The sequence below is a fragment of the Blochmannia endosymbiont of Camponotus pudorosus genome (genome assembly GCF_059934925.1).
Window position 1 is genome coordinate 214,909 of the sequence record NZ_CP011793.1, and the last position, 19,140, is coordinate 234,048.

The 19,140-nt window shown below is 28.1% G+C and carries 28 protein-coding genes and 4 tRNA genes; 30 read left to right on the forward strand and 2 right to left on the reverse strand.

Going from position 1 to position 19,140, the window contains the following annotated elements:
- Positions 1–23: 23 nt before the first annotated feature.
- Both Bpudo544_RS00910 and bamD read right to left on the reverse strand, forming a co-directional pair.
- Positions 24–908 (reverse strand): prephenate dehydratase domain-containing protein, encoded by an 885-nt coding sequence (locus Bpudo544_RS00910; protein WP_500825481.1) that lies wholly within the window; start codon positions 906–908, stop codon positions 24–26.
- 136 nt (positions 909–1,044) lie between these two features.
- The gene (bamD, locus tag Bpudo544_RS00915) at positions 1,045–1,857 is read right to left on the reverse strand and encodes an outer membrane protein assembly factor BamD (protein WP_500825482.1); all 813 of its coding nucleotides are present in this window, start codon (positions 1,855–1,857) and stop codon (positions 1,045–1,047) included.
- A 40-nt stretch (positions 1,858–1,897) separates the two neighbouring features.
- Between bamD and rluD the strand changes: the two genes are divergently transcribed.
- From rluD to rplO, 30 genes are all read left to right on the forward strand, one after another.
- Complete coding sequence (rluD, locus tag Bpudo544_RS00920; RefSeq protein WP_500825483.1) at positions 1,898–2,896, forward strand: 23S rRNA pseudouridine(1911/1915/1917) synthase RluD; 999 nt, start codon at positions 1,898–1,900, stop codon at positions 2,894–2,896.
- A gap of 139 nt (positions 2,897–3,035) precedes the next feature.
- The gene (clpB, locus tag Bpudo544_RS00925) at positions 3,036–5,624 is read left to right on the forward strand and encodes an ATP-dependent chaperone ClpB (protein ID WP_500825484.1); all 2,589 of its coding nucleotides are present in this window, start codon (positions 3,036–3,038) and stop codon (positions 5,622–5,624) included.
- A gap of 242 nt (positions 5,625–5,866) precedes the next feature.
- On the forward strand, positions 5,867–6,904 hold the full coding sequence (gene murB / locus Bpudo544_RS00930; RefSeq protein WP_500825485.1) for a UDP-N-acetylmuramate dehydrogenase: 1,038 nt from the start codon (positions 5,867–5,869) through the stop codon (positions 6,902–6,904).
- Between the two features lie 106 nt (positions 6,905–7,010).
- Positions 7,011–7,844 (forward strand): biotin--[acetyl-CoA-carboxylase] ligase, encoded by an 834-nt coding sequence (locus Bpudo544_RS00935; RefSeq protein ID WP_500825486.1) that lies wholly within the window; start codon positions 7,011–7,013, stop codon positions 7,842–7,844.
- 411 nt (positions 7,845–8,255) lie between these two features.
- A tRNA-Thr gene (locus Bpudo544_RS00940) sits at positions 8,256–8,328 on the forward strand.
- 24 nt (positions 8,329–8,352) lie between these two features.
- Positions 8,353–8,434, forward strand: a tRNA-Tyr gene (locus Bpudo544_RS00945).
- An 84-nt stretch (positions 8,435–8,518) separates the two neighbouring features.
- A tRNA-Gly gene (locus tag Bpudo544_RS00950) sits at positions 8,519–8,590 on the forward strand.
- A gap of 60 nt (positions 8,591–8,650) precedes the next feature.
- Positions 8,651–8,722: transfer RNA gene (locus Bpudo544_RS00955), tRNA-Thr, on the forward strand.
- 74 nt (positions 8,723–8,796) lie between these two features.
- Positions 8,797–9,267 (forward strand): bacterioferritin, encoded by a 471-nt coding sequence (gene bfr / locus Bpudo544_RS00960; RefSeq protein ID WP_500825487.1) that lies wholly within the window; start codon positions 8,797–8,799, stop codon positions 9,265–9,267.
- 267 nt (positions 9,268–9,534) lie between these two features.
- Positions 9,535–9,846, forward strand: coding sequence for a 30S ribosomal protein S10 (gene rpsJ, locus Bpudo544_RS00965; RefSeq protein WP_500825488.1), 312 nt, complete (start codon positions 9,535–9,537; stop codon positions 9,844–9,846).
- Between the two features lie 82 nt (positions 9,847–9,928).
- Positions 9,929–10,585, forward strand: a complete 657-nt coding sequence (gene rplC / locus Bpudo544_RS00970; RefSeq protein ID WP_500825612.1) for a 50S ribosomal protein L3 — start codon at positions 9,929–9,931, stop codon at positions 10,583–10,585.
- Positions 10,586–10,644: 59 nt separating this feature from the next.
- Positions 10,645–11,226, forward strand: a complete 582-nt coding sequence (gene rplD, locus Bpudo544_RS00975) for a 50S ribosomal protein L4 (RefSeq protein ID WP_500825614.1) — start codon at positions 10,645–10,647, stop codon at positions 11,224–11,226.
- Entirely contained in the window at positions 11,223–11,525 is a 303-nt protein-coding gene (rplW, locus tag Bpudo544_RS00980) for a 50S ribosomal protein L23 (RefSeq protein WP_500825489.1), read from the forward strand. The genes rplD and rplW overlap by 4 nt, the downstream gene beginning before the upstream one ends.
- 29 nt (positions 11,526–11,554) lie before the next feature.
- The gene (gene rplB, locus Bpudo544_RS00985; RefSeq protein WP_500825615.1) at positions 11,555–12,391 is read left to right on the forward strand and encodes a 50S ribosomal protein L2; all 837 of its coding nucleotides are present in this window, start codon (positions 11,555–11,557) and stop codon (positions 12,389–12,391) included.
- Positions 12,392–12,427: 36 nt separating this feature from the next.
- Positions 12,428–12,712: a 30S ribosomal protein S19 gene (gene rpsS / locus Bpudo544_RS00990; protein WP_500825490.1), complete on the forward strand. Its 285-nt coding sequence runs from the start codon at positions 12,428–12,430 to the stop codon at positions 12,710–12,712.
- Between the two features lie 72 nt (positions 12,713–12,784).
- Positions 12,785–13,114, forward strand: coding sequence for a 50S ribosomal protein L22 (rplV, locus tag Bpudo544_RS00995; RefSeq protein ID WP_500825491.1), 330 nt, complete (start codon positions 12,785–12,787; stop codon positions 13,112–13,114).
- A 41-nt stretch (positions 13,115–13,155) separates the two neighbouring features.
- The gene (rpsC, locus tag Bpudo544_RS01000; RefSeq protein ID WP_500825492.1) at positions 13,156–13,863 is read left to right on the forward strand and encodes a 30S ribosomal protein S3; all 708 of its coding nucleotides are present in this window, start codon (positions 13,156–13,158) and stop codon (positions 13,861–13,863) included.
- Positions 13,864–13,892: 29 nt separating this feature from the next.
- Positions 13,893–14,306, forward strand: coding sequence for a 50S ribosomal protein L16 (gene rplP / locus Bpudo544_RS01005; RefSeq protein ID WP_500825493.1), 414 nt, complete (start codon positions 13,893–13,895; stop codon positions 14,304–14,306).
- Positions 14,299–14,502, forward strand: a complete 204-nt coding sequence (gene rpmC / locus Bpudo544_RS01010) for a 50S ribosomal protein L29 (protein ID WP_500825494.1) — start codon at positions 14,299–14,301, stop codon at positions 14,500–14,502. Before rplP ends, rpmC begins: the two co-directional genes overlap by 8 nt.
- 25 nt (positions 14,503–14,527) lie before the next feature.
- Positions 14,528–14,785 carry a 30S ribosomal protein S17 gene (gene rpsQ, locus Bpudo544_RS01015; protein WP_500825495.1) on the forward strand — a complete coding sequence of 86 codons (258 nt, stop codon included), beginning with the start codon at positions 14,528–14,530 and terminating at the stop codon, positions 14,783–14,785.
- A 90-nt stretch (positions 14,786–14,875) separates the two neighbouring features.
- A complete protein-coding gene (rplN, locus tag Bpudo544_RS01020) occupies positions 14,876–15,247 on the forward strand; it encodes a 50S ribosomal protein L14 (protein WP_500825496.1) in 372 nt (123 codons plus the stop codon).
- A gap of 33 nt (positions 15,248–15,280) precedes the next feature.
- A complete protein-coding gene (rplX, locus tag Bpudo544_RS01025; RefSeq protein ID WP_500825497.1) occupies positions 15,281–15,601 on the forward strand; it encodes a 50S ribosomal protein L24 in 321 nt (106 codons plus the stop codon).
- A gap of 24 nt (positions 15,602–15,625) precedes the next feature.
- Entirely contained in the window at positions 15,626–16,171 is a 546-nt protein-coding gene (gene rplE / locus Bpudo544_RS01030; protein ID WP_500825498.1) for a 50S ribosomal protein L5, read from the forward strand.
- Between the two features lie 41 nt (positions 16,172–16,212).
- Complete coding sequence (gene rpsN / locus Bpudo544_RS01035) at positions 16,213–16,518, forward strand: 30S ribosomal protein S14 (RefSeq protein ID WP_500825499.1); 306 nt, start codon at positions 16,213–16,215, stop codon at positions 16,516–16,518.
- Positions 16,519–16,583: 65 nt separating this feature from the next.
- The gene (rpsH, locus tag Bpudo544_RS01040; protein ID WP_500825500.1) at positions 16,584–16,979 is read left to right on the forward strand and encodes a 30S ribosomal protein S8; all 396 of its coding nucleotides are present in this window, start codon (positions 16,584–16,586) and stop codon (positions 16,977–16,979) included.
- Between the two features lie 31 nt (positions 16,980–17,010).
- On the forward strand, positions 17,011–17,553 hold the full coding sequence (rplF, locus tag Bpudo544_RS01045; RefSeq protein ID WP_500825501.1) for a 50S ribosomal protein L6: 543 nt from the start codon (positions 17,011–17,013) through the stop codon (positions 17,551–17,553).
- Positions 17,554–17,582: 29 nt separating this feature from the next.
- Positions 17,583–17,942 carry a 50S ribosomal protein L18 gene (gene rplR / locus Bpudo544_RS01050; protein ID WP_500825502.1) on the forward strand — a complete coding sequence of 120 codons (360 nt, stop codon included), beginning with the start codon at positions 17,583–17,585 and terminating at the stop codon, positions 17,940–17,942.
- Between the two features lie 16 nt (positions 17,943–17,958).
- Entirely contained in the window at positions 17,959–18,504 is a 546-nt protein-coding gene (gene rpsE, locus Bpudo544_RS01055; RefSeq protein ID WP_500825503.1) for a 30S ribosomal protein S5, read from the forward strand.
- Positions 18,501–18,674, forward strand: coding sequence for a 50S ribosomal protein L30 (rpmD, locus tag Bpudo544_RS01060; protein ID WP_500825504.1), 174 nt, complete (start codon positions 18,501–18,503; stop codon positions 18,672–18,674). The genes rpsE and rpmD overlap by 4 nt, the downstream gene beginning before the upstream one ends.
- Positions 18,675–18,690: 16 nt before the next feature.
- A complete protein-coding gene (rplO, locus tag Bpudo544_RS01065; RefSeq protein WP_500825616.1) occupies positions 18,691–19,137 on the forward strand; it encodes a 50S ribosomal protein L15 in 447 nt (148 codons plus the stop codon).
- Positions 19,138–19,140 lie beyond the last annotated feature (3 nt).

The following is a 19,140-nucleotide window of genomic DNA, read 5'->3' on the forward strand; positions in this document are numbered from 1 at the left end:
TTACATTTTAATATAATTAAATTTTATGTAGGTGTTTTACTTGAATAGAATCCTAGTATTTTTAGTGAATTAGAAATTCTTTTGATTTTCATTAATACTTGATGGATGTGCAAATAGTGCATGTGTGTGATGATTTCAATAATGATCATGTTTTCTGAGTTTTTATAAAATAATTTGCATAATCTTAAAAAATTGATCCCGATATTATAATATTTTAATATTTTTAATATATGGTATAATTTTTCTAGATTGTGTTTAATAGAAATGATGAGCATAATTTTTTTAAGTGTTGGATATGTATTAATGATTGAGAGTTTTGTATTTTTTAATATAATAAATCGAGTAGAATTATAAGGGTGATTAGAAATAATTTGCTGTGGTGGCAATAATAGAGGTTTTAGTCCGTAAAAATTTCCTCCTTGTGCGGAGCCCAAGGCAGCTATGTTAGGTTGATTTAAAAGAGCTACTTTTTTTATGGCAATAGAGCTGCTTTTACAAAATGTAATTTTTAAATTTGAAATTTTTTTTAGGAATTTACTGCATTGTTGTACAGGTTGCGGGTGACTATATATAGTTTTAATTTCATTTAAGGAAGATTGAGTGTTGTTTACTAATATGTGGTGTTGTATAGGAATGGTGATGTCTTCAATTAAGATCAGGTGAGTTTTTAATAATAAATCACATACTTCTTCAATTAATCCTGAGTTAGAATTTTCGATAGGTAAAATTCCGTATTCAGCTTTTTGATTTTCTACTAAATGAAAAATATCACTGAAATTTTGACAACTACATTCTATAAATTTATTATCGAAATAATGATGTGCATATTTCATAGCAGCAATATGAGAGTATGATCCTTTTGGACCTAGAAAGGCTATATGTGTTGTGGTTGATTTATTTTTAATCATGATTGATTTTTTTTTGTTATAAATACTGACTTATATATATTACTATTAATAGTAATATATATAAGTATTATTTTAATATATATACATTATACATATATATAATTTTATATTATGCTTAAATCTGAATAAAAATATATTATTTGTTTTCAGAAATGAGTTTATCTATGATGTTTGCTTGATCTGTTAAGAGTATTTTTTGATACGCTCGTTTCATATAATTTAATGCTTTGTAAGTCGATAGAGTGTCCGGATAATAACGTAACATTTTTTCTGATCGTATAATTACTGATATATAAGCATTTTTTTTGTTGTAAAATTTAATAATAGCTAATTCATAATTAGCTATCCTATTTTTTAAGATGATTAAGCGCTTATAAGTATCTACATAATATTTGCTATTAGGATAATTTTGAATGAGTTTTGAAAAACTATTAAATGCGATATTTGCATAAATTGGATTTCGATCGAACCAATTTATATGAAAATATTTACCGAAAAAATAAAAGTTATTTTTATCCAAGTTCATATTAATTAAACCTTGCATGTATAAAATATAATCTAAATGCTTATGATTAGGATATGAATGTAAGAAACGTTGAATAAAATTATTTGCTGATTGAAAATCATGTAATTTATAATATGCATAAATTAAATCTAAATAAATTTGTTGCGGATAAGGTTCAAATGGATGCAAATTGTTTAAACGTAGTAATTCTTGGATGCTCCCTGTATAATTATTGTTTAGCAGTTTATGATGAGCAGATTTGTAAAGATGGTAAGAATTCCAACGTGTTGTTTGATGATAGGACGCTAATGCTGAATCAAATGTATTAAATAAAATAGTTATAAGTATTAGTATTAATAATGTTATGATTGTTTGAATGTATTTTGTTGTAGCATGTTGATTATTGTTATTGATATTGATAATTAGTAAAATATATTTATGCATAATAATTTAAACACTTATATTGTAATTATTGAAATAATATATGGTGGAAAAAACATACAATAATATAACAATTAAACCTATAATTGTGCAAACAGCTTATTCAGGAAAACGATTGGATTGGGTGCTGTCTGAGCTTTTACCTCAATATTCTCGTTCCCAAATAAAACGTTGGATTATTAATAAAAAAGTAATGATTAATAATCAAGTTTCTATTTTTCCTAAAAAGAAAGTGATTTTTGGAGAAATGATTGAAATTAATAATATAGATGATAATATTATATGTCACAATAATATTATTATTCCTCAAAACATTCCATTAAATGTAGTATATGAAGATAATGATATTTTAGTAATCAATAAATCAAGTAATATGGTAGTGCATCCTGGCACTAAAAATCATCAGAATACTATATTGAATGCGTTATTATATCGATATCCGTCAATTTTAAAAGTATCAAATCGAGCAGGAATAGTTCAACGATTAGATAAAGATACAACAGGTTTAATGATAATAGCTAAAACTTGTTTCGCATATGATAATTTATTAAAATCGTTTAAAATGAAGAAAGTAATAAAAGAGTATGATGCAATAGTTTTTGGAAGTTTTTTTTATAATACAGGAACTGTAGATAGACCAATCCGAAGACATACCATTAATCGAACTTGTATGACTGTTCATTCTTCTGGAAAACCAGCCATTACTCGTTACTTTGTTATAGAATCTTTTGGTAGTGGTGCATGTAGTAGAATAAGAGTATTATTAGAAACAGGACGAACTCATCAGATTAGGGTGCATATGGCTTATATTAATCATCCGTTAGTAGGGGATCCAAAATATGGAATGAGATTAAAAAAATCTTTTGTTATGAATATGGGTATTGCTAGTAAGTTAAGTACTTATTTGAATAATTTTAATAGACAAGCTTTACATTCATATAGATTAAAGTTATTGCATCCGATTACTAATCAAAAAATGCAATGGAGTGCTCCGTTACCTAAGGATATGACAAAATTAATTAGTGTTTTGAGAACATTGTAAAATCTGTTTAATTTATATATTAAAAATTATTTTAAGTAGTATCTATAGAAATGAATGATGTATAATATATTATATATAAGATGAATTATTTGTATTAAATGTTATTATTAAATTTAATTACTGTAGGAAATTATAATTTATGAGATTAGATAGTTTTACTCATGATTTTCAATTAGCATTATCTGATGCTCAATCAATTGCATTAGGTCAAGATAATCAGTTTGTAGAGCCTGTGCATGTAATGCATGCTTTTTTAAAAGAAAAAAATGAATCAATATATAAATTATTACAATACTCAAAAGCTAATGTAGATGTATTAACTAAATTAGTAATGCAAGCATGCGGTAATTTACCTAAAGTAGAAGGTATTGGCGGGGATGTGCAGTGTTCTAATAGTTTAATAAAAGTATTAAATTTATGTGATAAATTAGCTCAAAAGTATAATGATACCGTTATTTCTTCAGTTATTTTTGTATTAGCTTCTATGATATCTATGGATATTTTAAGTGATATATTAAAAAAGTCTGGCATTACTGAGGAAAATTTAAAGAAATCGATCAAATTAATTCGAGAAAATCACTTTATGTATAGTGATGATAATATGAAACGATTGCAACAGATATTAAAAAATTTTACTGTAGATGTAACACAATTTGCTGAACAAGGTAAATTAGATCCAGTCATTGGTAGAGACGAGGAGATTAGACGTACAATTCAAGTTCTGCAAAGGAGAACAAAAAATAATCCTGTTCTTGTAGGAAATCCAGGAGTAGGAAAAACAGCTATTGTAGAGGGATTAGCGCAACGTATTGTTAATGGAGAGGTTCCAGATGGATTAAAAAATAATAGAATATTATCATTAGATATTGCTGCATTATTGGCTGGAACAAAATATCGTGGGGAATTTGAAGATCGTTTTAAAAAAGTATTGAATGCTCTATCTAATGAAAGTAGTAATATTATTTTATTTATTGACGAATTACATGTAATGGTAGGAGCAGGTAAAACTGATGGAGCAATGGATGCAAGTAATATGATTAAACCAAAATTAGCAAGGGGAGAATTGCATTGTGTCGGAGCAACGACACTTGATGAATATAGCAGATATATTGAAAAAGATGCTGCTTTAGAAAGGAGGTTTCAAAAGATATTTATTGGTGAGCCTAATATTAAAGATACAATAGCTATTCTTCGTGGATTAAAAGAACGTTATGAATTACATCATAATGTTCATATTACTGATCCTGCAATAGTGGCTGCAGCAACTTTGTCTAAAAGGTATATTTCTGATCGTCAATTACCAGATAAAGCTATTGATTTGATTGATGAGGCAGCTTCTAGCATTCGTATACAAATTGATTCTAAACCAGAAAATTTAGATAGATTAGGTCGTCGTATTATACAGTTAAAATTAGAGAAACAAGCATTGCAAAAAGAATCAGATGAATTGAGTAAAAATCGTCTGAAAATATTAAAGAAAGAATTACTTCAGAAAGAAGATGAATATGCTCATTTTGAATCAGAATGGAAACGTGAAAAAAAATCTTTGTCTGATGTTCAAAATATAAAATCTGATTTAGAAAAAACTAAAACTTTATTAGAGCAAGCTCGTCGTGTTGGAGATTTAGCTAAAATGTCTGAATTACAATACGGAAGAATACCGGAATTAGAAAAAAAATTGTCAAGTATAATGCAGTCGAATAGTGAAAAAATAAATCTTATACGTAATTATGTTTCTGAAACAGAAATTGCTGAAGTTTTATCTAAATGGACTGGAATTCCTGTATCTCGGATATTAACTAATGAAAAATATAAGTTATTAAATATGGAAAAAATTTTACATAATTTAGTTATAGGGCAAAATGATGCAGTTCAAGCAATTTCTAATGCAATACGACGAAATCGCTCTGGTTTATCTGATCCTAAACGACCTATAGGTTCCTTTATGTTTTTAGGGCCAACAGGTGTTGGGAAAACTGAATTATGCAAAGCATTATCTTATTTTCTTTTTGATACTGATACAGCTATGATACGAGTAGATATGTCTGAATTTATGGAAAAACATTCTGTATCAAAATTGTTAGGTGCTCCTCCTGGTTATATAGGGTATGAAACTGGAGGTTATTTGACTGAATCAGTGCGTCGTCGACCTTACTCTATAATTTTATTAGATGAGATTGAAAAAGCACATTCAGATATTTTTAACATTTTATTACAAGTTTTAGATGATGGGAGATTAACTGATAGTCAGGGTAGAACGATTAATTTTAGTAATACTGTTGTAATTATGACTTCTAATTTGGGGTCAGATTTAATTCAAAAGAAATTTAAATCATTGAATTATAGTGCAATGAGAAGAATGGTGATAGATGTAGTGAATCAATATTTTAGACCAGAATTTGTTAATAGAATCGATGAAATTGTAGTTTTTCACCCACTTAGTATTGAGCATATTATTGAAATTGCAAATATTCAATTAAAACGATTATATAGCAGATTAGAAGAAAAAGGATATCCTAATACTTATGTTACTGAAGAAGCTTTATTATTTTTATCTAAGATTGGTTTCAATTCGATATATGGAGCACGTCCATTAAAACGAATTATACAGCAATATGTTGAAAATCCCTTGTCTCAAAAAATATTAGCTGAAGATTTATTACCAGGTAAAAAAATTATTTTAGATGTTAAACATAATGAGATTGTATTTTTTCAAGATAAGAGTTGAAAATGAAAAAAATTATTTGAAGAATATAGAATTAAAACATTTATGTGTAATAATTAAGAAATAAAAGTCAGTTCTGAAAGTTTTTTAAATGACTTTAAAATGATAGGAAAATGTTTTTGTTTTATTTTTTAAATTATATAGTTGTGATATTTTATATAAAAATGGTTTGTTTATACAATAAAATTCAGACAATATAATCATATTGGTAGTATTTTGAATAATTTTATATTTTATAAAATAATATGAAAAATTGTGTACAAATAAAGTTATTAAATACTTTTTCAGTTAATGCATGCGCTAACCGAGTAGTTGTAGTAGATAATGAGCATTCGTTATTAAATTTCTGGAAAAAAAGTCGCAATATTGGAGAATATCCTCTTATTTTAGGAGGAGGAAGCAATGTTTTATTTGTAGAAGATTATAAAGGTACTGTGTTATTAAATAGAATAAAAGGCATTGTAATTTCTGAAAATAAAATAGAATGGAAATTACATGTTGGAGCTGGAGAAAAATGGAATGAATTAGTAATGTATACTGTTAGTAATAATATACTTGGTTTAGAAAATTTAGTGTGTATTCCAGGATATGTTGGAGCGGCTCCCATTCACAATATTGGAGCATATGGAGTTGAGTTTTCTCAGGTGTGTGAATATGTAGATGTGTTAGAATTAGAGCAAGGTAGAAAAAAACGTTTTAGTTGTCATGAATGTTGTTTTCAATATAGAGAAAGTATTTTTAAAGTGAATTTATATAAATATGCGATATTATTTGTGGGATTAAGATTAAATAAACATTGGAAACCTGTTTTGTGTTATCTTAGATTACATTGTTTTGGCATAAGCATGGTTACTCCATTAGAAATTTTAAGTGCTATTATTTTGATAAGAAATAAAAAGTTACCTAATCCTACATTTTGCGGTAACGCTGGAAGTTTTTTTAAGAATCCAATAGTAGATGAGCGTTCAGCATTTACTTTATTTAAAAAATACCCACATATTCCATATTACCGACAACAAAATGGAAAACTAAAATTATTAGCTGGATGGCTGATTGAAACTTGCAAATTAAAAGGTTATGTATTAGGAGAAGCTTCAGTTTATTATAAAAATGCTGTAGTATTAATCAATAATAGACAGAAAGCTACTGGAATAGAAATAGCAAAATTAGCATATTATGTATACAACAAAGTTGCAATGAAATTTAATATTTTTTTACAACCTGAAGTGAGATTGATTGGACAACATGGAGAAATTGATTTGAAAAAAATCTTTGAAAATTAAATGCTTATATTTATTTTAAATATAAAATGATATTTATTTATAATGTTATATCTGATGGTGTTAGTATTAATTTGATATATCGATTTTTGTTTGAGTAATGCATTATATGGATTTTGACTGTGTTAAGTATAATAAAGATTGTTGTTTTTCTTTATTTGAACCAAGTTTAGATGAAGAAAAGATTTTAGCTCAATTATTAGAAGGAAGGCTAGTAGTATTAGATGTAATCCATTCTACAAGTCAATATATTATAGATAATTTAAAATATGTAAAATCTGGGGATGTTTTTGTAACAGAGCATCAAACTAAGGGACGAGGAAGACGAGGTAATTTATGGATTACTCCCAATAGACAGAGTGTCTGTTTGTCTATTTATTGGAAATTATATCGAAAATTATTTACCACAATTGAATTAAGTTTAATAGTTAGTTTTGTTGTAGCAAAGGTCTTAAAAGGAATGGGGATATCTCAAATAAAAATTAAATGGCCTAATGATTTGTATGTGAGTAATAAGAAATTGGCTGGTATTTTAATTGAAGTTATAACAAAAAGTAGAAATATATCTCATTTAATAATAGGAATAGGAATTAATATATCTATTTCTTTAAGCACTAAATTAAAAATTAGAATTAGTAAAAGTTGGATTGCTCTAAAAGATATCAATGTTTATCTAGATCGAAATATTTTAGTAATTAATTTAGTTAATGAGTTGAGAAGAACATTAAAATATTTTGAACATAAAAATCATATATTATTTCATTATTATTCTCAAATTTTAGATTATTTATATAATAGACCAGTGGCGTTATTAATAGAAGATAGTGTAGTAAAATGTGGTGTTGTTTTAGGAATAGATGTAAATGGATCTTTGTTAATAATGGATAAATTAGGTATTATTGACTCATATTTAAAGGAGAATATGTCTATTCAGTTATTGTAGTAATAATAATATTTTGTATGAAGAAATTTTATTATAGAAATTTTAATATAAACAATATTATTCTTTTTAATCATGTTATTAATTACATTTTAGTTATGATTAAAATTTAATAGAGAGTTATTAATATGAAAATTAAATTATATTATAGAGATGTAGTGTGATATGGGTTAATTTTTTTGTAGTTTTTATGTATCTTGTAAAAGATTTTATGAATAATTGCTTATTGAAGCATGTTATTTATGTTTATGATATGTTTTATAGAAAATACTGTTATTCATTTTGATATAATTTATTTATTAAATTAATATTTAAATTAAATATGCAGTAAAGTGTAGATTTTTGATTTGAGTTGATTTTTTTTTGATTAGGTATTATTATATTGCGTACTGCATATGTAATAGATTGTTTAGTGCCGGTGTAGCTCAGAAGGAAGAGCAACTGATTTGTAATCAGTAGGTCAAAGGTTCAAATCCTTTTGCCGGCATTTTTTGTTTAAGATGAAAAATATGATGGGGTTCCCGAGTGGCTAAAGGGAGCAGACTGTAAATCTGCCGTCATAGACTTCGAAGGTTCAAATCCTTCCCCCATCATTTATTTTATGCATATGTATATTGACTATTTTTAAAAGATAAAAGAATACATGTTCTAAAGTATATAGAGTTGTTACATAACAAGTGGGCATCGTATAATGGTGATTACCTCAACCTTCCAAGTTGATGATGTGGGTTCGATTCCCACTGTCCGCTGTTTGTGTTAAAAATAATATATATTACATTAATATGATATTTATGTTATATGTATGAGATGCTGATATAGCTCAGAGGCAGAGCACTCCCTTGGTAAGGGTGAGGTCAGCAGTTCGATCCTGCTTATCAGCATGTTTAAGTTTATACGTCTTATAACAACATATAAAAATTATTTGTATATTACAATACGGTAAAGGAAAATTAGAATGAAAGGTGATAAAAACGTTATTTTATATCTTAATCGTTTATTAAGTAATGAGTTAATTGCTGTAAATCAATATTTTTTACATTCAAAAATTTTTAAAAGTTGGGGATTGGAACGTTTAACTGATATAGAATATAAAGAATGTATGGATGAATTAAAACACGCAGATTTGTATATAGAGCGTATTTTATTTTTAGAAGGTTCTCCTGTTATAAGAAGTGTTGATGAATTGAGTGTTTGTAAAAATATTGAAGATATCTTGCATATGGATTTAAAAATAGAGTATAATGGAATAAATGATTTGAAGGAAGGTATTAAAAATGCTGATTTGGTACAGGATTGTGTTTCTAAAGAAATGATGGTAAAAATTCTTTATGATGAAGAGAAACATGTTGAGTTTCTAGAAACAGAGTTGAGTCTTATTAAAACCGTAGGTGTGAGCAATTACATGCAATCTCAGATGTATAGATAAATGATGATTAATGGTAGTAATAATATGTATGAAAGTAATTGAATATTTAAAATAAAGGATTATTGCTGTATGTAGTGGTATAAATGTGAAAAAATTTAAGTCAATATATTGTATGTTGTTGACCCTACGAATAGTAGGGTGTTCTTACATTATTAGAAGTAATTATTATTTATATTGATAATGATTAGATTTAGAATATTTATAAAAAATTCTTTATTATAAATTAGGGTGTTGCTATTATTATGTAATAGAGGATAAATTATTACAATGCAGAATCAAAGAATTAGAATTCGTTTAAAAGCTTTTGATCACAGATTAATAGATAAATCAACTTTAGAAATTGTTGAAACAGCTAAAAGAACTGGAGCTCAGGTTCATGGACCTGTTCCTTTACCAACTAAAAAAGAACGGTTTACTATTTTAATTTCTCCTCATGTTAACAAGGACGCTAGAGACCAGTACGAAATACGGACTCATAAGCGGTTAATAGATATAATTGATCCTACTGATAAAACTGTAGATGCTTTAATGAAATTAGATTTAGCTGCAGGAGTAGATGTACAGATTAGTCTTGGCTGATATTGAATAGAAATATTTAAATAATACAAACTTAATATGTGGTTATATAGTTGTTTTATTTTATAGAGAAATAAATTAGATGATAAATGGAGCGATTGGTAGAAAAGTAGGAATGACTAGATTATTTGATAAAAATGGTATTTCGGTACCTGTAACTATTATTGAAATATTATCGAATCGAGTAACTCAAGTTAAAAATTTTAAACGAGATGGTTATTGTGCTGTGCAAGTAACTACTGGGGATTATTTAGAATTAGATAGTTTAAATAAACCTAAGTTGGGACATTTAAAGAAGGCAGGAATTAAATCAGGGAAAGGGTTATGGGAATTTAGAATGTTTTCTGATCCTGAAATATCAGTTGGTGATGTTGTTAATATAGATATTTTTAGTAATGTTAAAGAAGTAGATGTTACTGGGATTTCGAAGGGAAAAGGTTTTTCGGGTACAGTAAAACGTTGGAACTTTCATACTCAGGATGCAAGTCATGGAAATTCTTTGTCTCATAGAGCTCCTGGGTCTATTGGTCAAAATCAGACTCCAGGGAGAGTGTTTAAAGGAAAAAAGATGTCGGGTCATTTAGGAAATGTTAAAGTTACCATTCAAAATTTAAAGGTTATTAGTGTTAATATAAGTGATAATTTATTATTAGTTAAAGGAGCAATTCCTGGAATAATTGGTGAGAATGTTATAATTAAAAAATCTGTTAAAATGAAGTCTATTAGTTCAGGTATCGTATGACTTTAGAATTGAAATGTTTTTTGATAAATTCAAAAGAGAATAATTGTAGTAAGATAGTAATGTTGCCTGTTTCTGAAAGAATATTTAGATATCCTTTTAATTTATCATTAATACATCAAGTGGTTTCAAGTTATTTAATTAATTCGAGACAAGGATCAAGGTCTCAAAAATCTCGTGCTGAAGTTTCAGGGTCAAATAAAAAGCCTTGGCGACAAAAAGGTACTGGCCGAGCTCGTTCTGGTTCATTAAAAAGTCCTATTTGGCGTTCTGGTGGAGTAACTTTTGCAGCTAAACCAAAAGAATATAATCAGAAAATAAACAAAAAAATGTATAAAAGCGCAATAAAAAGCATTTTGTCTAAATTGGTTGCTGAAGATAGATTTTTCTTAATAGATAATTTTTTTTTAGAAAAACCTAAAACTAAATTTTTTTTAGATAAATTTTGTCATATAATAAATTTTAAAAAGAGCGTGTTGATTATTACTGATTTTATAGATAAAAATGTTGTATTAGCATCTAGAAATCTTCGAAAATTGGAAGTCCGTGATGTGTATCATATTGATCCGGTGAGTTTAATTAATTTTGATGTAGTTATTTTTAATAAAAATATTCTTAATGAAATTGAGATTAAATTAATATGATGTATATAGAACGTTTATTAAAAATAATAAAAGTTCCCCATGTTTCTGAAAAATCATCTGTTGTATTGGAAAAAAATAATGTCCTTATTTTAAAGGTATCAAAATATGCAACTAAAATGGATATTAAAGATGCTGTGTGTATGTTGTTTTCTGTCAAGATAAAAAAAATTAATGTTTTGATGGTTTATGGAAAGACTAAGGGATCAAAAGGAAATATAGGACGTAGATGTGATTGGAAAAAGGCGTATGTAGTTTTAAGAGATGGTTATAAAATAGATTTATTTGATAAAATTAGGTAATATGTATAAAAATTATGAGTGCTTAAATGATGGCTATTGTTAAATGTAATCCTACTTCTCCTGGTAGAAGACATCTGGTTAAGTTGGTAAATTCTGAATTATATAAAGGTAAACCTTGTTCTTCGTTATTATCTAGAATAGCAGTAGGTAAATCAGGAGGAAGAAATAATTATGGTCGAATTACTACTCGGCATATCGGGGGTGGTCACAAAAGGCGTTATAGAATTATAGATTTTAAACGAAATAAAGATAATATTAATGCTATAGTTGAGCGAATAGAATATGATCCAAATAGATCAGCACATATTGCTTTGTTATTGTATAAGGATGGGGAACGTCGTTATATTTTAGCTCCAAAAGGTATTCATGCAGGAGATGTAGTGTTATCTGGAAAAGAAGTAGATATTCCGATAAAATCTGGAAATTCATTGCCTATGGTTCATATTCCAGTTGGGTCTGTTGTTCACAATATAGAAATGAAATTAGGAAAAGGAGGCCAATTAGCTCGTTCTGCTGGATCATACGCGCAAATTGTATCTAAAGATAAGGAATATATAAATTTACGTTTAAGATCTGGTGAAATACGTAAAGTTCGTTGTGAATGTAGGGCCACGATAGGTGAAGTTGGTAATGCTGAGCATATGTTACGTGCTTTAGGTAAAGCAGGAGCTAATAGGTGGAGAGGTGTTCGTCCTACTGTTCGAGGTACTGCTATGAATCCAATTGATCATCCTCATGGAGGGGGAGAAGGTAAAAATTTTGGTAAACATCCAGTTTCTCCGTGGGGTATGCAGACAAAAGGTAAAAGAACTCGCTATAATAAACGTACAGATAAGTCAATTTTGTATTATCGTCACAGTAAATAATGTTTGTTTTGTATGATTTTAATAAAAAGGTAGTTTATGTCTCGCTCTCTTAAAAAAGGTCCATTTATTGATTTACATTTATTAAAAAAAGTAGAAAAGGTGATAAAAACTGGAGACAAAAAACCTATTAAAACTTGGTCTCGTAGATCGACAATTTTTCCGAAAATGATCGGTTTAACTATATTAGTACATAATGGAAAACAACATATACCTATTTTTATTTCAGATGAAATGGTTGGTCATAAGCTTGGAGAATTTTCTCCAACTCGTACATATAGAGGTCATCATGCAGTTGATAAAAAGATAAAAAAACGTTACTAAATATCTAATTATTACTAATTAACTTTTAATATAAATTATTTGGGTGTCTTTATTAATTATGGATATGTAATTATGGAATCAATAGCGAAATACCGTTATATTAGATCTTCTGCTCAAAAGGTTCGTTTAGTTGCTAATATGATTAGAGGTAAGTATGTATCAAAAGCACTTGATATTTTAAATTATACCAATAAGAAATCTGCTCATATAGTAAAGAAAACTTTAGAATCAGCTATGGCTAATGCAGAACATAATGATGCATTAAACGTTGATAATTTAAAAGTCATTAAAATTTTTGTTGATAGTGGACCTAGTATTAAAAGGATTATGCCAAGAGCTAAAGGTCGTTCGGATCGAATTTTAAAAAGGACTAGTCATCTTACAATAGTGGTATCTGAATAAAAATATATAAGCAATTATTAATAGGAGGTATTATTAAAGAAATGGGTCAAAAGGTACATCCGAATGGAATGAGGTTGGGTATTATTAAATCATGGCATTCTACTTGGTATGCGAGTAATAAAGATTTTTCTGAAAATTTACATAATGATTTTAAAGTCCGTCAGTTTTTAATAAAAAAATTATCAAAAGCTTTAATATCTCGTATAATTATTGAGCGACCAGCTAAAAGTATTCGTGTAACTATTTATACAGCTAGGCCAGGGATTGTAATAGGAAAAAAAGGGGGAGATATTGAAAAATTACGCGACAGTGTAGCAAAAATTTCTGGTGTTCCAACTCAGTTGAATATTTCTGAAATTAGAAAGCCAGAATTAGACGCTAAATTATTAGCAGATAATATAGCTTCTCAATTAGAGCGTAGAGTTATATTTAGACGAGCAATAAAGAGAGCAGCACAAAGCGCAATTCGTTTAGGAGCGGAAGGCGTTAAAATAGAGATTAGTGGAAGATTGAGTGGAGCGGAAATTGCGCGTACTGAATGGCATAGAGAGGGGAGAGTTCCTTTACATACGTTGCGTGCTAACATTGATTATAGTTTATCAGAAGCTCATACTACTTATGGAGTATTAGGGGTTAAAGTGTGGATATTTAAAGGAGAAATTTTAGATAAAATATTATTTGATGAAATTAAAACTCAGCATCAATTGGTCAATGATTTTTCTAAACATAAGCATAAAGTTCGCTTATAAGAATAAAAATAAAAAAGGGAGATTTAATTTTGTTGTATCCAAAACGCACGAAGTTTCGAAAAATGCATAAGGGACGTAATAAAGGGGTAGTAATAAATGATGTTATTCATTTTGGGATGTTTGCTTTAAAATCTACTGATAGAGGAAGATTAAAATCGTGTCAAATTGAATCAGCTCGTCGGGCTATAACTCGAGCTGTAAAACGTCAGGGAAAGATTTGGATTCGTGTGTTTCCTGATAAGCCTATTACTGAGAAACCTTTAGAGGTTCGTATGGGAAAAGGTAAAGGTAATGTAGAATATTGGGTAGCTTTAGTGCAACCTGGAAAAATATTGTATGAAATAAGTGGAGTTGCTCAGGATTTAGCTGTTTATGCTTTTAAGTTGGGAGCATCAAAATTACCAATAAAAACTACTATTATAGGATTACAGCATAGTGAATAAATTTTTGAAAATTTTAAATCGTAATAATAAAGACAATCGATCTAAAAAATTGGAATTAATTCGTGTTTTGGAAGAATATTTTAATTTACGAATTCAATTAAAATTAGGTCAGTTAAAACAATTACACTTATTAAAGAAATCTCGTCAAAATATTGCTCGTTTAAAATGTTTTAAATCTAAAAATGAGCTTAAGTAAATAATTAAGGAAATTTAAATATTTTATGATTAAAAGAATGCGTGTATTAAAGGGATTTATAGTTAGTAATAAAATGCAAAAATCAATTGTTGTGGCTGTAGATCGTTTTGTTAAGCATCCGATATACAGAAAATTTGTGAAACGTACTACTAAATTTCATGTACATGATTCTAATAATGAAGGTTCAGTAGGAGATTTAGTAGAAATTAAAGAGTGTCGTCCTATTTCTAAAACAAAATTTTGGGTGATGACTACCATTCTTAAGAAATCTAGTTTATCATAAAAATATCTATTGTAATTTATTTATATATTTATAGTGTGAAAATGTTATTATGGTATATAAATGAATAGTTTATTGTGAGGTATTATTTGTGTGATTCAGGAACGTACTATCTTAAATGTAGCTGATAATTCTGGAGCACGTTTTGCGATGTGTATTAAAGTATTAGGAGGATCTAAAAGGCGTTATGCTAGAATAGGAGATGTTATTAAGGTTACTATAAAAGAAGCTATTCCTAGAGCTAAAGTTAAAAAAGGAGATGTGTTAAAAGCTGTAGTAGTGCGTACAAAGCAAGGTGTACGTAGATTGGATGGGTCTGTTATTAGATTTGATAGCAATTCTTGTGTTTTATTAAATGATTCTAATTTACAACCAATAGGTACTCGTATTTTTGGTCCAGTTACTCGAGAATTGCGTGCTATGAATTTTATGAGAATTATTTCTTTAGCTCCTGAAGTGTTATAAGATTTATTTTTATATGTAGAGAGGTAATTTTTAATGGCAGCTAAAAAAATTAGGCGTGGTGATGAAGTGATTGTATTAAATGGAAAAGATAAGGGAAAAACTGGTAAGGTTAAATTTGTTGCATCTTTTAAAAACAAAGCTATTATTTCAGGAATAAATTTAATAAAAAAACATCAAAAGCCAATTCCAGATAAAAATCAACCAGGAGGAATTATTAAAAAAGAAGCATATATTGATTTATCTAATGTTGCAATATTTAATCCTATTTATAAAAAAGCAGATAAAGTAGGGTTTAAAATAGAAAAAGGGAAAAAAGTTAGAGTTTTTAAGTCTAATGGAAATGTAATTAAATAATGTTTTTTGGAAAGTAATTTAAGTATGGCTAATTTATATAATTATTATAGAAGTCATGTCATTAATAGTTTGATGCAACAATTTCAGTATTCATCTATAATGAAGGTACCGAAAATAAGTAAAATTACTATTAATATGGGTATAGGGAAGTCTATTTTAAATAAAAATATTTTAGAAAAATCAATAGAAGATTTAAAAGTGATTTCAGGTCAGAAACCAGTTGTTACTAAAGCTAAAAAATCTATTTCCAGTTTTAAAATCAGGCAAGGGCAATCAATAGGATGTAAAGTGACCTTACGAAGGATGCGTATGTGGGAATTTTTAGAAAGATTAATTGTTATTTCTATACCTCGTATTCGAGATTTTAGAGGGTTGTCAGTAAAATCATTTGATGGACATGGAAATTATAGCATGGGAATACGAGAGCAGATTATTTTCCCAGAAATTAATTATGATACTGTTGATAGTATTAGAGGAATGAATATTACTATTACTACTAGTGCTCTTTCTGATAAAGAAGGGTTTGCTTTATTAACTGCTCTTCGATTTCCATTTAAAAATAAGAGTTGATTGTTTTATTTATCTAAATAAAGAGGAGTGTTAATCGTATAATGCCTAAGGAATCTGTAAAAGCACGAGAAAAGAAGCGTTTAAAATTAATTAATAAGTATTATTCTCAACGTCTTTTGTTGAAAAAACTTGTTATTAGCCGTAATTCTACTAATGAGGATAGATGGAATGCTATGTTAAAGTTGCAAACTTTACCCAGAGATTCTAGTCCATCTAGATTACGCAATCGTTGTAAACAAACTGGTCGACCTCATGCTTTTTTAAGGAAATTTGGATTAAGTCGAATAAAAGTACGTGAAGCTGCTATGAAGGGTGAAATTCCTGGTTTAAGGAAGTCTAGCTGGTAATATTGTTTTTAGTATATAAAGATAAAAATAAGTATTTTATTATTAGAATTTGAGAGTGATATAAAATGAGTATGCAAGATCCTATTTCAGAGATGTTAACTGCTATACGTAATGCGCAAATTGCTAAGAAAGATAAAATTTGTCTTTCATCATCTATAATGAAGGTGGCTATTATTAAAGTATTAACAGAAGAGGGATTTCTGAGAAAATATTATGTTCACGATGGGATAAAACCTGTATTGGAAATATTTTTAAAATATTATCAACGTAATAATCCAGTTATTGATAATATTAAACGTGTAAGCCGACCTGGATTGCGAATATATAAAAATAGAAAAAAATTACCTCAAGTTATGTCTGGGATGGGAGTGGTGATTATTTCTACTAATAAAGGTGTTATGACTGATAAAAAAGCAAAGCAGCTGAATATTGGAGGAGAGATAATTTGTTATGTATCATAATGTAGTTAATGATTGTTGAGATACGATACTTATGAAATTAAAAAATAATTATAATAAAATTGTTGTTATTCCTGAATCGATAAGTATACAATTAAAAAATCATTATGTTGTTATTGAAGGTGTTTTGGGAAAAATATGCTATAAATTACATCAGTATGTTTATGTAAAGATTAATAATGTAAATAATCTTGTTATATATTCAGCATGTAATCATCTTAATAATAAAGCTTTAATTGGAACAACTAGTTCTTTGATTAATGGTATAATTAAAGGAGTTACTTTGGGTTTTATTAAGAAATTACAATTGGTAGGAATAGGATATAAAGCGTCTATAAACGAAAATATTCTTAATTTGGCAGTAGGATTATCACATCCTGTTTATTATGTATTACCCTTAGGGGTTCATGCTCAATGTATAAACCAAACAGAAATTGTTTTAACTAGTTCAAGTAAACAGCTTATTGGTCAAGTTGCAGCAGATTTAAGAGCAATCAAACCACCAGAGCCATTTAAAGGAAAGGGGATTCGTTATATGAATGAATTAATACATAATAAAGATTCTAAAAAAAGATAATTGAAAATGATATTGAAAGTATATATGATATGAAGAATGATAAACAGATTTCTAGAATTAAAAGAGCAAAAAAAATCAGAAAGAAATTAGTTAAATTAGATGTGTTTAGATTAGTAGTATATAGAAGTTCTAAACATATTTATGCTCAAATTTTTTCAAAGGATAATTGTGATGTATTGGTTTCAGCTTCTACTGTTGAAAAAACAATTTCAGCTCAATTAGAAGTAACAGGAAATAAGATAGCTGCATCTTTAGTAGGAAAAATAATTGCTGAAAGAGCTTTAAAAAAAGGTATTACTAATATATCTTTTGATCGATCAGGATACAAGTATCATGGACGGGTTCAGGCTTTAGCTGATTGTGCTCGTCAATTTGGTCTAAAATTTTAAAAATGTGAATGTCATTATGGTTAGATATATTAAGCAGAGTGCTAATATTGGTGAATTGCAAGAAAAATTAATTACAGTAAATCGAGTGTCTAAAACTGTCAAGGGGGGTCGTATATTTAGTTTTGCAGCTTTAACAGTCGTTGGTGATTCTAATGGAAAAGTAGGGTTTGGTTATGGAAAATCTCGAGAGGTTCCTTCAGCTATTCAAAAAGCTATGGAAAAAGCTCGGCATGATATGATTGATATACCTTTACGTACTGGAAGAACATTACAGCATGCAGTAATTGGAGTATATACAGGAGCTCGTGTCTATATGCAACCCGCTTCTGAAGGGACTGGAATTATAGCAGGAGGAGCTATGCGTGCTATTTTAGAGGTAGTAGGAATACATAATGTTTTAGCAAAAGCTTATGGATCTACTAATCCTATTAATATTGTTCGTGCTACTATGAGTGCTTTAAAAACTATGAAATCTCCAGAAATGATAGCTAAAAAACGAGGGAAATCTGTTGAATATATTTTTAATTGTTTTCATGACAAACGAAATAAGAATAAAAAATGATTAAGATTACTCAGATTAAAAGCGCTATTGGATGTATGTTGAAACATAAATCAACATTGCGTGGATTGGGATTACGTCATATTGGAGATACTGTCAGAAAAATAGATACTCCATCTATTCGTGGCATGATTAATGTCATTTGTTATATGGTAAAAATAGAAAATGAATGATGATTCTGGAATTTTATTGAGGCTTAATACTATTAAGTCTTCTAATGGATCTAAATGTTTGAGAAAACGTGTAGGACGAGGTATAGGATCGGGATTAGGTAAAACTGGAGGTAGAGGTCATAAAGGTCAAAAATCTCGTTCTGGAGGTAAAATTAGGATTGGTTTTGAAGGAGGACAGACCGCTTTATATAGGCGATTACCAAAGTTTGGATTTAAATCAAGAAAACGTATAATGACTAAATCAATTAAATTATTGGATTTATCTCATATTTCAGAAGATGTGATAGATTTAAATGTTTTAAAAAAATATAATATTGTTGGAAATAAAATCAGATTTGTTAAAATCATTATGTTTGGAAGTATCAATCGATCTATTGTTATTAAAAATATTCAAGTGAGTAAGGGAGTTAAAGAAGCTATACAAGATGCAGGTGGAAAAATTGAAAAAGAGGAGAGTTATTAAATC

Excerpts from the sequence above, each read along its gene's own strand:
- rplR (WP_500825502.1), top strand. The coding sequence starts at position 17,583 with ATGAAGAATGATAAACAGATTTCTAGAATTAAAAGAGCAAAAAAAATC.
- rplD (WP_500825614.1), top strand. The coding sequence starts at position 10,645 with ATGTTGCCTGTTTCTGAAAGAATATTTAGATATCCTTTTAATTTATCA.
- rpsQ (WP_500825495.1), top strand. The coding sequence starts at position 14,528 with ATGATTAAAAGAATGCGTGTATTAAAGGGATTTATAGTTAGTAATAAA.
- rpsN (WP_500825499.1), top strand. The coding sequence starts at position 16,213 with ATGCCTAAGGAATCTGTAAAAGCACGAGAAAAGAAGCGTTTAAAATTA.
- murB (WP_500825485.1), top strand. The coding sequence starts at position 5,867 with ATGAAAAATTGTGTACAAATAAAGTTATTAAATACTTTTTCAGTTAAT.
- bfr (WP_500825487.1), top strand. The coding sequence starts at position 8,797 with ATGAAAGGTGATAAAAACGTTATTTTATATCTTAATCGTTTATTAAGT.
- rplW (WP_500825489.1), top strand. The coding sequence starts at position 11,223 with ATGATGTATATAGAACGTTTATTAAAAATAATAAAAGTTCCCCATGTT.
- rpsH (WP_500825500.1), top strand. The coding sequence starts at position 16,584 with ATGAGTATGCAAGATCCTATTTCAGAGATGTTAACTGCTATACGTAAT.
- rpsC (WP_500825492.1), top strand. The coding sequence starts at position 13,156 with ATGGGTCAAAAGGTACATCCGAATGGAATGAGGTTGGGTATTATTAAA.
- clpB (WP_500825484.1), top strand. The coding sequence starts at position 3,036 with ATGAGATTAGATAGTTTTACTCATGATTTTCAATTAGCATTATCTGAT.
- bamD (WP_500825482.1), bottom strand. The coding sequence starts at position 1,857 with ATGCATAAATATATTTTACTAATTATCAATATCAATAACAATAATCAA.
- rplF (WP_500825501.1), top strand. The coding sequence starts at position 17,011 with ATGAAATTAAAAAATAATTATAATAAAATTGTTGTTATTCCTGAATCG.
- rplV (WP_500825491.1), top strand. The coding sequence starts at position 12,785 with ATGGAATCAATAGCGAAATACCGTTATATTAGATCTTCTGCTCAAAAG.
- rplE (WP_500825498.1), top strand. The coding sequence starts at position 15,626 with ATGGCTAATTTATATAATTATTATAGAAGTCATGTCATTAATAGTTTG.
- Bpudo544_RS00935 (WP_500825486.1), top strand. The coding sequence starts at position 7,011 with ATGGATTTTGACTGTGTTAAGTATAATAAAGATTGTTGTTTTTCTTTA.
- rplB (WP_500825615.1), top strand. The coding sequence starts at position 11,555 with ATGGCTATTGTTAAATGTAATCCTACTTCTCCTGGTAGAAGACATCTG.
- rpsJ (WP_500825488.1), top strand. The coding sequence starts at position 9,535 with ATGCAGAATCAAAGAATTAGAATTCGTTTAAAAGCTTTTGATCACAGA.
- rplX (WP_500825497.1), top strand. The coding sequence starts at position 15,281 with ATGGCAGCTAAAAAAATTAGGCGTGGTGATGAAGTGATTGTATTAAAT.
- rluD (WP_500825483.1), top strand. The coding sequence starts at position 1,898 with ATGGTGGAAAAAACATACAATAATATAACAATTAAACCTATAATTGTG.
- rpsE (WP_500825503.1), top strand. The coding sequence starts at position 17,959 with ATGGTTAGATATATTAAGCAGAGTGCTAATATTGGTGAATTGCAAGAA.
- Bpudo544_RS00910 (WP_500825481.1), bottom strand. The coding sequence starts at position 908 with ATGATTAAAAATAAATCAACCACAACACATATAGCCTTTCTAGGTCCA.
- rpsS (WP_500825490.1), top strand. The coding sequence starts at position 12,428 with ATGTCTCGCTCTCTTAAAAAAGGTCCATTTATTGATTTACATTTATTA.
- rpmD (WP_500825504.1), top strand. The coding sequence starts at position 18,501 with ATGATTAAGATTACTCAGATTAAAAGCGCTATTGGATGTATGTTGAAA.